This is a genomic window from Vibrio sp. 10N.239.312.C11 (assembly GCF_041466065.1).
GTDB classification, from domain to species: domain Bacteria; phylum Pseudomonadota; class Gammaproteobacteria; order Enterobacterales; family Vibrionaceae; genus Vibrio; species Vibrio tasmaniensis_A.
Genome location: NZ_JBFSRZ010000126.1, coordinates 1 through 1,976 on the forward strand (window position 1 = coordinate 1; position 1,976 = coordinate 1,976).

At 38.1% G+C, this 1,976-nt stretch carries 3 protein-coding genes; 2 read left to right on the forward strand and 1 reads right to left on the reverse strand.

The window, feature by feature from the left end:
• The first annotated feature begins 268 nt into the window (after window positions 1–268).
• A complete protein-coding gene (locus tag AB6D07_RS22880) occupies window positions 269–685 on the forward strand; it encodes an SRPBCC family protein (protein ID WP_016767833.1) in 417 nt (138 codons plus the stop codon).
• On the forward strand, window positions 678–1,112 hold the full coding sequence (locus AB6D07_RS22885) for a MarR family winged helix-turn-helix transcriptional regulator (RefSeq protein WP_016767834.1): 435 nt from the start codon (window positions 678–680) through the stop codon (window positions 1,110–1,112). Before AB6D07_RS22880 ends, AB6D07_RS22885 begins: the two co-directional genes overlap by 8 nt.
• 256 nt (window positions 1,113–1,368) lie before the next feature.
• Here AB6D07_RS22885 and yqfB read toward each other — a convergent pair whose 3' ends face one another.
• Window positions 1,369–1,713, reverse strand: a complete 345-nt coding sequence (yqfB, locus tag AB6D07_RS22890; protein WP_371691292.1) for a N(4)-acetylcytidine aminohydrolase — start codon at window positions 1,711–1,713, stop codon at window positions 1,369–1,371.
• Window positions 1,714–1,976: the final 263 nt, after the last annotated feature.

Below are 1,976 nucleotides of genomic sequence, written 5' to 3' on the forward strand. Positions count from 1 at the left end.
GTTCACTCTTATCGCGGTGAACAGCGCTTCATGCGACTTCACGTCGCACGGACAATAATGTGTCAGTGCTTTTGCTAAATTAGCAAACCATCAATAACTACAGGTATGGTAAATTGTTAACTTCGTTCCCATTTTAAATGCCTATAGACAAGAGTTATTAAGCGCGCACTCCTACCTCCTATTCAAATACACTTACTTGCTCTTGCAAACATGCCCACAACAAAATATAGTAAACTAGTTTACTAACTTCCAGTCGAGATGGAACAGAATGATTTTTGAAGAACGTATTTGCATTGAAGCCTCACCTCAAGACATATATTCGTTATATACCGATGTCGAAAATTGGAGTCAATGGGATGAAGAAGTTGACTACTCTCATCTCATGGGAGAATTCAAGATCGGTACTAAAGGTATTCTGAAGCCGAGTAATGGACCTAAATCACAGATTGTAATTGCAGATGCTATACCAAATAAGCACTTTACTGTAACAAGTAAACTACCATTCTGCGTTCTATCATTTGAGCATCATTTGCAGGTCAATGGAAAAGCAACTCAAGTAATTCATAGAGTTAAGTTTTCAGGTTTAACTAGTTTTTTGTTTGGGAAAATCATTGGAAAGAAAATCTATAAAGGTCTACCGTCTACTCTTGAAGGACTAAAAAAAAGGGCTGAACACAATGTTTAAGCACGAACTCCCTTCGAACAGCGTAGGTCTACAGCTCTGGGTTGTTTACAATAAATGGCATTCAGAGGTAATGAAGCACCTCAAGCCTCTAAATATTAATCATACTCAGTTTGTTATACTCGCCTCCATACTATGGTGTAACAAGCATAAAAACGAAACAACACAAGCAGAAATAGTCAATATCACTGGCTTGGATAAGATGACACTATCCAAGTCGATGAAGACTCTAGTCGCTAATGAGATCATAATTAAAGATAAAGACGTTAGAGATACACGTAGTTTTTCGCTCAAACTCTCGAAAACTGGAGAATCTCTAACGAAAAAAGCCATCGCTCAGGTAGAAGAGTTAGACCAGCTATACTTCGAGAGCCTACAAGACCAGAGAGCAATATTCACTTCTCTGCTACTAGGCCTTAAAAATAGTTAAGCGAAAGTAAGGAAATTTGCAGGGTTTTAAACTGAGTTCAATCCCTCTCTGGCTGACTTTGAGTCATAAATAATTTACGAAGCAACCTATACCGCAATTTTGCAATAGCCTCTTGCAAAAATAGGTGTTGGACAATTTGGCAACAAGCTGTCGCCAAAATCATTCTCATGATGTCTTCATGTGTTCTAAGTACGCAATGGGGCATTTCTTAGTTACAGATTGCCGCGGATGAATGTTTATACTAAGGTGCCATGAGTTACCCAACAACTTTAAAGCTGACAAAATACAAACTAGATTCCGTTGGGTATATCTTTCGTAATAGCCATTTGAGCATAAAAACAAATGGTAAATTCTCCGCTTTGGCATGTTTTCTACAGAGATTTTCAAACTCAACATTCTCAACATCAACTATTTCTAGTCTGCAGATTTTCCGCTCATCTTCGAGAGTAAATGCTTCAACAACCTGTCCAGGGTAATAATGGCTTTCAGATTTATCTCTAATCGTTGCAGTTTTTTTACCAGAAAGAATCTGGCGCTCTAACCTAGTGAAAAATGTCATTCTATCCAATGATTTACACCAACTCTCTCCAATGTCTTCCAAGTTTACACCAGCATTAAATGAATCGGCAATAAGCTCTTTCTTTTTTAAGCTTCAATCTAACCCAATGGACTAGTGAGGGAAATCATTGGGGATATTTTCTGTGTCGCATAACTTTTAATATGGAAAAAGTCCGTGAACAGGATATGAATGAGTGAAAGGTCTACCAAATAATGGGGCAGAAATGAGTTAGAGCCCTTAATAACTCACATGTGATCACCAAGCGATTCTGTCGTATCGTAACTACCAAGCGACTTTGTCATTCG

What these genes read in the sequence shown, in the direction of transcription:
- AB6D07_RS22880 (WP_016767833.1), top strand. Translation starts at nt 269, where the DNA reads ATGATTTTTGAAGAACGTATTTGCATTGAAGCCTCACCTCAAGACATA.
- AB6D07_RS22885 (WP_016767834.1), top strand. Translation starts at nt 678, where the DNA reads ATGTTTAAGCACGAACTCCCTTCGAACAGCGTAGGTCTACAGCTCTGG.